The organism is Rhizobium sp. PDO1-076 (genome assembly GCF_000247475.1).
Lineage (GTDB): Bacteria > Pseudomonadota > Alphaproteobacteria > Rhizobiales > Rhizobiaceae > Allorhizobium.
Genome location: NZ_AHZC01000081.1, coordinates 1 through 7511 on the forward strand (window position 1 = coordinate 1; position 7511 = coordinate 7511).

General features: G+C 59.0%; 10 protein-coding genes. 4 read left to right on the top strand and 6 right to left on the bottom strand.

Annotated elements, in window-relative coordinates:
* A partial coding sequence (locus tag PDO_RS06495; protein ID WP_037072820.1) for a plasmid pRiA4b ORF-3 family protein occupies positions 1-291 on the bottom strand: 291 nt, incomplete at its 3' end.
* Positions 292-443: 152 nt separating this feature from the next.
* Positions 444-881 (bottom strand): winged helix-turn-helix transcriptional regulator, encoded by a 438-nt coding sequence (locus PDO_RS06500; protein WP_037072821.1) that lies wholly within the window; start codon positions 879-881, stop codon positions 444-446.
* A gap of 119 nt (positions 882-1000) precedes the next feature.
* Here PDO_RS06500 and PDO_RS06505 point away from each other — a divergent pair, with 119 nt between their 5' ends.
* The 4 genes from PDO_RS06505 to PDO_RS06520 all read left to right on the top strand — a co-directional run bounded on the left by PDO_RS06505 (position 1001) and on the right by PDO_RS06520 (position 4135).
* Positions 1001-1297 (top strand): YciI family protein, encoded by a 297-nt coding sequence (locus PDO_RS06505; RefSeq protein WP_007599481.1) that lies wholly within the window; start codon positions 1001-1003, stop codon positions 1295-1297.
* A 90-nt stretch (positions 1298-1387) separates the two neighbouring features.
* A complete protein-coding gene (locus PDO_RS06510; protein WP_007599482.1) occupies positions 1388-2161 on the top strand; it encodes an SDR family NAD(P)-dependent oxidoreductase in 774 nt (257 codons plus the stop codon).
* A gap of 54 nt (positions 2162-2215) precedes the next feature.
* Entirely contained in the window at positions 2216-3481 is a 1266-nt protein-coding gene (locus PDO_RS06515; RefSeq protein ID WP_244426366.1) for a multidrug effflux MFS transporter, read from the top strand.
* A gap of 78 nt (positions 3482-3559) precedes the next feature.
* Positions 3560-4135, top strand: a complete 576-nt coding sequence (locus tag PDO_RS06520; RefSeq protein WP_007599484.1) for a DUF1349 domain-containing protein — start codon at positions 3560-3562, stop codon at positions 4133-4135.
* Between the two features lie 76 nt (positions 4136-4211).
* On the opposite strand, the gene PDO_RS06525 is transcribed toward PDO_RS06520, so the two are convergent.
* The 4 genes from PDO_RS06525 to PDO_RS06540 all read right to left on the bottom strand — a co-directional run.
* Entirely contained in the window at positions 4212-4862 is a 651-nt protein-coding gene (locus PDO_RS06525; RefSeq protein ID WP_007599486.1) for a class I SAM-dependent methyltransferase, read from the bottom strand.
* 42 nt (positions 4863-4904) lie between these two features.
* Entirely contained in the window at positions 4905-5345 is a 441-nt protein-coding gene (locus tag PDO_RS06530; RefSeq protein WP_007599487.1) for a nuclear transport factor 2 family protein, read from the bottom strand.
* A gap of 99 nt (positions 5346-5444) precedes the next feature.
* The gene (locus tag PDO_RS06535) at positions 5445-6818 is read right to left on the bottom strand and encodes an NAD-dependent succinate-semialdehyde dehydrogenase (RefSeq protein ID WP_007599489.1); all 1374 of its coding nucleotides are present in this window, start codon (positions 6816-6818) and stop codon (positions 5445-5447) included.
* Between the two features lie 119 nt (positions 6819-6937).
* A partial coding sequence (locus tag PDO_RS06540; RefSeq protein WP_007599490.1) for an SDR family NAD(P)-dependent oxidoreductase occupies positions 6938-7511 on the bottom strand: 574 nt, incomplete at its 5' end.

Sequence of the window (7511 nt, forward strand, 5' to 3'; positions counted from 1 at the left end):
CTCCCTGAAGACCGCATCTTGCTTGAAGTCCAACAAGCGAACCTCCGTCTGGTCGAAGACCCGAGGATCGTCATCGGTCGCACCCTCCGTCAGGATCGCCACCTCCCCATACCGCAGACCACCGATCAGGAACTCATAGAGATGATAGTTCCACCAGTTGAATGCTGCCTGAATTCCGAGATGCAGTTGCTCCAGGTTCCAATGGACTGGCAGGACCAGACGGCGCCAGACGTCTGGCTGGATCTCGTCGATAGAAACCCTGATCTGCACAGCGTTTGGGGCTTTAAACATTCCCCAAATGAACAAGGTTGGCGGCGGATCGTCAAGATGGTTGATCGCAACGCATGCCCGGATATTTTGCGGCGTCAAGCGCGCGATTCTCATCAAGACCGAAAGGGAGGCGTGATTTTTCTGGATTTCTAAATCCAGTTCCTGCCCCTCAGTTAACTGAAGTCCGGCGGGACGATCCGGATAGGCCGAGTTCCAATCTCCGCGCCGGTGGTACTGTCTATTGTAAGAGGATCGATTTCAGTTCCTGCTTCAACATCGAAAAACCTGGTAAATTCGCCGCCGCCTCGGTGCTTTCCGCCCCACGCAGCTAAAGCGAACAGAACGGGCAGCAAGTCACGGCCGGACTCTGTCAGCAGATACTCGTCGCGAGGCGGCCGCTCCGAGTAGCGGCGTTTCTCCAGGAGTCCCTCTTCGGTCAAGGAGGCAAGCCTGCTTGTCAGCATCGTCGGTGCAATGCCGAGATTTTTCCGGAACTCATCGAAGCGGGTGAGGCCTGCATGGGCATCGCGCATGATCAACATGCTCCACGCATCGCCGACGAGTGCGAGACTTCTGGCGATCAGGCAGGGGAGGGATTCCAGATTCTTCATGTCGATATCATTTTCATAGTGACAAGATATGAATTTGATAGTAACTAAATGGTCATCAACGGTCCAGCGGAAATTCATCGCGGCCGTTGATCCCACGACGTGAAGCCGGAGCGACACTGATGAAATTCTATCTCTGCAAGTTTATCCCCCCGCGTGAGGATTTCCTGGCGACGATGAGCGCCGATGAGAAGGCATGGATGGCCGGTCACGGCGCCTTCATGGACGACCTGCTCGAACAGGGCGTTATAGTTGCCCACGGTCCCGTGATGGACCCGGCAGGCGGCTATGGCGTCTCGATTTACCGGATCGCCGATGACCAGGACATCGCATCCTTCACCGCGCGCGATCCAATCGTGGCAAATGGTGTGGGCCATTACGAGCATCACCCGATGCTGACCCTGAAGGCCCGCGACTGACAAATTCAAGACATCGTGCCTCGTGTTACGAGGCGCCTTCGCCCGCATTGCGACGCTGATTGCGTCGCGGGACAACTCAAGGAAAGAAAAATGACAATCGCCCTCATAACCGGCGCCTCCAGTGGCATCGGTACGGTTTACGCACGCCGCCTCGCTGCCCGCGGCCATGATCTCGTTCTGGTCGCCCGTGCGACCGACCGCCTGAATACCTTGGCGAACGAGCTTCGCTCCGCCCACGGCGTAACCATTGAAGTCATTACCGCTGACCTCACCAATGCGGCTCAGACGGAGACAGTGGTTGAGCGCCTGCGCTCCGATCCTCCCGTCGATATCCTGATCAACAATGCAGGCGCCGGCTTAAGCGGCGGTCTGTCAAACGCCGATCCGGTCGCGCTGGAAAGCCTGCTTCGTCTCAATTCGCTGGTGCCTACACTGCTCACTGCCGCCGTGCTTCCTGGAATGCTTGAGCGCGGCCATGGCTCGATCATCAACATCGCGTCGGTTCTGGCTCTTCTGCCGGAATATTCGCATGGCATCTATGCGGCGACAAAGTCATACGTTCTGACGCTGTCGCAGAGCCTTCACGCCGAGGTCGGCTCAAGAGGCGTTTATGTGCAAGCCGTGCTTCCAGCTGCGACCCGCACCGAAATCTACGATCGCATGGGTGGCGATATCAGCAAGGTGCCGGATGTGATGGAGGTCGACGATCTTGTCGATTCAGCACTTATCGGCTTTGACCGGAAGGAGCTTGTCACCATTCCCCCGGTTCCGGATGTTGCTGACTGGGAGGCCTTCGAACAGGCGCGCATGGTTCTGGCGCTTGGCTTCAGCAATGCGCAGCCAGCTGCGCGTTACCGCAAGTAACCGCACCTGACCTTTGCGGCTCCCTTCATGCGAAAGGGAGCCGCTGTCTTGGCTATGGCGACCTTCCAGCTGCATCGCATCTGGCTGCTCGCCGAGGACCCAATCATGCCTGATGCTTCGGCGACACCTGGGCTCGACCCGATGGATCAACTGCGACCGGACCGTCGGCGCATTCTCCCCATGCTTGCAGCCCTCGCGGCCCTTGGCACGCTGTCCACAACGATCATTCTGCCTGCCTTCCCTTCGCTCGCGCGCGATTTCGAGGTCTCCGTGCGCGAACTCGGCATCACCTTGTCGAGCTTTCTCGTGGCCTTTGCTGTCGGCCAGCTATTCGTCGGACCGATGTCTGACCGATTTGGGCGCAAGCCGTTCATCGTTGCAGGCCTGCTTGTATTTGTGGCCGGATGCCTGATCTGCGCGATGGCGAGTTCCTTCGACGTCTTGATCCTCGGTCGCATCATCCAGGCGCTCGGAGCATGTGCCGCTTCGGTTCTCGCGCGCGCCGTCGCCCGGGATCTGTTCGAAGGGGAGGGGCTTACTCGTAGTCTGTCTCTGATCATGATCGCCATGGCGGCTGCACCGGGGTTCTCGCCGCTGCTTGGAAGCGGTCTGGACGCCCTGTTCGGATGGCGGCTCATCTTCATAATGGTCGGGGCAAGCGGTGCATTGCTGCTGGTCTTCTATCTCCTAGGCCTTGGAGAAACCCATCCGCGCGACAAGCGGGCGGTTCACACGGTATCAGCTATAGCGGACGGTTACGGTGCCCTTCTGCGCAATCCGATATTTATGAAGCCAACGCTCGCGATCGGGCTGATCGCCGGGGCACTCTATGGCTTCTTCGGTATTACGCCAGCGATTGTGCTCGGGACCCTGGCGCTCGCGCCGGTGCATCTTGGACTTTTTTATGCAGCCACGGTGTTCGTGGTCTTTGGTGCCGGCATGGCCGCACCCCGGCTGGCGCGCAGCACTGGCGTTCGCTTCACCATTATCATAGGCCTTTCACTTGCGCTGCTTGGCGGCTGCCTGTTGTTCCTGTCGGTCTATGCGCCGTCATTCTGGAGCTTTGCTGCGGCCATCGTCGTCTTCCTGGCGGGGTTCGGGCTTGCCAACCCGGTCATGACAGCGGCTGCCCTGCAACCCTTCGGTCGGCAGGCCGGGCTTGCATCGGCGCTCCTGGGTTTTGTGCAAATGGGAGGCGCAGCCTTGGCGACGGGCATCAGCACCATATCGCCCTTTTCCGCTCTTGCGACACTCGGCGGCCTCATCGTCATCGGATCGGCGGCGGCAGTTCTGCTGTTTGCGTGGCAAAAAACCCGTTGAGCATCAACGGTGGCTCCGAGCTTTCGGCGCGATCACTACGGAAATGCTATGTCTGATTTCAGAGAAGAGGGAGAGCCCATGTTCGACAAAGGCATCTGGCACAATGAGCCTCGTCAGTGGTCGTTGCGTGAAGAGACCTTGCACGTAACGACAGAGGAAAAGACCGATTTCTGGCGTCAGACATGCTACGGTTTCACGCGCGACAGCGGGCATTTCTTCGGAATGGAATGGGCGGGCGACTTCACGTCTTCGCTGCGGATCAGGGCGCGTTACGAAAGCCTCTACGATCAGGCCGGCATCATGGTCCGTATCGATGAAAGCCGTTGGATCAAAGCCGGCATCGAGCTTTCAGATGGCGCAGCTTGCATCGGCAGTGTCCTGACGGTTCAACAATCTGACTGGGCGACTGTCCCCTATCAGGGCGATCCTTCTGACGTCTATTTGCGTGTGACGGTAGTTGATGGCGTCCTGCGGCTTCAGACATCGGCCGATGGGCTCCGATGGCCCCTGCTGAGACTTTGTCCCTTTCCAACGGCCTCGTCTTTCCGGATCGGACCTATGTGCTGCACCCCGGAGCGCAAGGGACTGGAGGTGGAGTTTTCAGAATTCACGATCGGACCTCCTCTCGGCAAGGATCTTCACGATCTCACTTGAAACAGCTGAAAAGGCCGTCACCCGCGGGAACCGCAGCTACACTGCAAAGATTGAAGCCGTCGAGGCCTGGGGCCGCTCAGTGCAGCGTCTTGCGTCGCGTGATCCGATAGACGCTGGCTGGTGGAAGATTGGCGTAGGTCGTGCTGATCCGCACGGCCCTCAACCCAAGCCTGTCCAACAGCCTGCGCGGGACGGGGCAGCGCGCGCCATAGGTGAATTGGTAGAACGCACCGTCTACGCTTAAATGATGGAAGGCGCCGCGCAAGATGGCAGCGACCTTCCGTGGCGACATGGACAGGAGTGGCAGGCCGCTGATAACAGCGCCTGCCTTTCTATCACCGAAGAGCTGAATTGTTCGCAGGGAACAAGCGTCCCTCTGGAAAAGCTGCGCACTGGGAAACTGGTCGCGAAGTCTGCCAACGAACTCTGCGCCGCTCTCGATCAGAATGAGATCCTGCTCCGCCACACCCCGCGCGAGTAGTGCGCGGGTGAATACGCCGGTGCCCGGCCCAAGCTCCAGTACCAGCCCGGTTGATCCGGATATTTCTTTGGTAATGGCGCGTGCAAGCTGGTTGCTCGAGGGGATAATGGAGGCAACTCGAAGGGGATTGGCCAGCCAGGCCAGGAAGAAATCAAGATTGTCGGAGCGACGGCAGTTGCAGAAGTGTTTGCCGCTGCCCGCCGGCCCGAAGTTGGTATCAGCGTCGATCATGGCGTCTTGAGTCATTGGCTGGCTTGCTCCGTACCTGTCCGATTGCGCGTTTCCCGATTATTCTTGAACCGGGATGCTTGCCGCCATCCGCCGTCCAACTTCTTCGCCGAGCTTCGTTACCACGTCGGCCGGACGCAGCATGACAACAAGGTCCTCCATCTTTCCGGCTTCGTCGAAACGGACGAGATCAACGCCATACAGCTGGCTCTCTCCGACACGCGCACCGAACTCGAGCACATATCCTTCCTGACCCGTAAAGCGGCGATGATATTCGAAGTCCTCGAAGATGCTGAACACGAGCTTCAAAATTCCGACGAGTGCTTCCTTCCCGCGATACGGTTCGAGCTGCGCCGGATTGTGATAGGCAACATCGTCTCGCAGCAGGTCGGGCAGTCTCTCCCAATCCCGTTCCGTGATGATGCGATGCCATTCCGCCAGAGCGGCGTCGCCTGTCGATTGCATACTGTCTGTGGCTGGGTTGAAATCATCTTCGGTCATAATTTTCTCCTGGAGTGGGACTGCGTTGAGTGCAGATCGGGTGAGATGCCGGATCGGGGGGTGGGGGAAGGGATCCCGATCCGGCCTCCCGTTCGCTGGTCATGCGTTCGACACGATGACCAGCTTGCGGTTGACGAATTCCATGATCCCGGCATCACCGAGTTCACGTCCATAGCCGGAGCGCTTGATCCCACCGAAGGGCAATTCGGGGCGCGAGGTAGTGGGCGTGTTGATGAAGACCATGCCGGTCTCAATGCGTGACGCGAGCGCACGGGCCCGTGTGATGTCGCCGGCATAGATCGTGCCACCGAGCCCAAAATTTGAATCGTTGGCGAGGGCAACGATCGCTTCATCGTCATCGGCCACAAACAGCATCGCGACGGGTCCAAAGAACTCTTCGTAAAAGGCCGGGTTCTCGGACGTCAGGTCAGTCAACACAGTGGGTTCGTAGAAGAAGCCGCTGCGGTCGGCACGCTTTCCGCCGGTCAACACCGTCGCACCATGGCTGACGGCTTGTTCAACCTGGCCACTCAGACCTTCAAGCCCCTCACGCGAGGCAAGCGGACCGAGCAAGGTCTGTGGGTCCGTCGGATCACCCATGACTGCCCCCTGCATTGCGCCGACAAATGCCTGCGTGAAGGCCTCGGCAATGCCGCGCTCGACGATGAAGCGCTTTGCGCCGGTGCAGATCTGGCCCGCATTGCCCAAACGAGCGAAGATGCCGCCTTGGACCGCCTTGGCAAGATCCGCGTCGTTGAGGACAATGAACACGTCGCTGCCGCCGAGCTCAAGCGTTGATTTCTTGAGCATTTCGCCAGCGCGAGCGCCGACCTTGCTGCCGGCACCCTCGGATCCGGTGAGCGCCACACCCTGAATACGGTCGTCGCCAATCAGTTCGGCCACCTTTGCTGACGAGATGTAAAGATTGGTGACGGCACCTTCGGGAGCTCCGGCCTGGCGGACCAAATCGGCAAACAGCGCCGCACACTGTGGCACAATGCTCGCATGCTTGTAGATGACAGGGTTGCCGACCGCGATGGCCGGGGCCACAACCCGGATCAGCTGATAGATCGGGAAATTCCAGGGCTCGACCGCCAGAAGAACACCGACAGGATGGTGCTCGACCCAACCTTCGCCGACATCGCTTGCGACCGGTTTCGGCTTCAGAATGTCGTCGGCGGTGTTCGCGTAGTACAGCGCGATACCAGCGCAGAGATCGGCTTCCATCTGCCCCTGAAACAGCGGCTTGCCCATCTCTTCGGCCATCGTACTTGCCAGAAGGTCGCGATTGGCCGTGATCAGCTCGGCCAGGCGGGCCAGAACCGCAAGGCGGGGTCCGCGGTCGCCTTTCGACCAGGACGTGTGGAACAGAGAATCTGCTTTGGCAAGCGCCACCTCGACTTCAGCATCCGTGTGTTCGGCGAATTCCCGAACCGTCTCTTCCGTGTAGGGATTGAGCGTTCTGTAAACCATCGATCTTTTCCTTTTGAACAGGCCACCCGCCGCCACCCGGCCAAGTCTCGCTGTGATGGCGCGAAGGAGGGCTGGCGTGTGAAGTCGGCGTGTGAGTGGTGAGGTATGGCGAACCCGCGTCAGGCCGCCTTTGAAACGCTCTTCAGGATCGAGCCTTCGAACATCTTCGGCGCATAGCTCTGCAGGAAGAGGAACATGCCAACCATTTTACCGACTGGGTTGCTGAACTTCGGATCCTTTGCGTCAATCAGATCGGAAATCTTCTTGACGACCGCATCCGGCTCTTCGGCATCGTCGATGCCCTTCTGCGTCGCGGCATTGGCCTTTCTGCGATAGGTGTTGTAGTCGCCGATCGTGCCTTCAGCAGCCTTGATGGCATTGCTGGCGAGATTGGTCTTGAACCACACCGGTTCCACCATGCTGACTTTGATGTTGAAGGCGTCCAGTTCGAAACGCAGCGACTTGAAGTAGCCTTCGACGGCATGTTTGGAGGCTGCGTAGAAGGACAGGTTCGGAGGTCCGATAAGCGCGACGATCGAGCTTACCGTGATGATCTTGCCGAAGCGCTGCTTGCGGAACACGGGCAAGATGGCATTGGTCATCTTCACAGTGCCCCAGAAATTGGTCTCGAACTGCTGGCGTGCTGCGTCGAGCGGCGTTTCTTCCGCAAGGCCGGTCAGCATGTAGCCGGCA

Coding starts and splice junctions, on each gene's coding strand:
- PDO_RS06500 (WP_037072821.1), bottom strand. CDS start 881: ATGAAGAATCTGGAATCCCTCCCCTGCCTGATCGCCAGAAGTCTCGCA.
- PDO_RS06505 (WP_007599481.1), top strand. CDS start 1,001: ATGAAATTCTATCTCTGCAAGTTTATCCCCCCGCGTGAGGATTTCCTG.
- PDO_RS06510 (WP_007599482.1), top strand. CDS start 1,388: ATGACAATCGCCCTCATAACCGGCGCCTCCAGTGGCATCGGTACGGTT.
- PDO_RS06515 (WP_244426366.1), top strand. CDS start 2,216: ATGGCGACCTTCCAGCTGCATCGCATCTGGCTGCTCGCCGAGGACCCA.
- PDO_RS06520 (WP_007599484.1), top strand. CDS start 3,560: ATGTTCGACAAAGGCATCTGGCACAATGAGCCTCGTCAGTGGTCGTTG.
- PDO_RS06525 (WP_007599486.1), bottom strand. CDS start 4,862: ATGACTCAAGACGCCATGATCGACGCTGATACCAACTTCGGGCCGGCG.
- PDO_RS06530 (WP_007599487.1), bottom strand. CDS start 5,345: ATGACCGAAGATGATTTCAACCCAGCCACAGACAGTATGCAATCGACA.
- PDO_RS06535 (WP_007599489.1), bottom strand. CDS start 6,818: ATGGTTTACAGAACGCTCAATCCCTACACGGAAGAGACGGTTCGGGAA.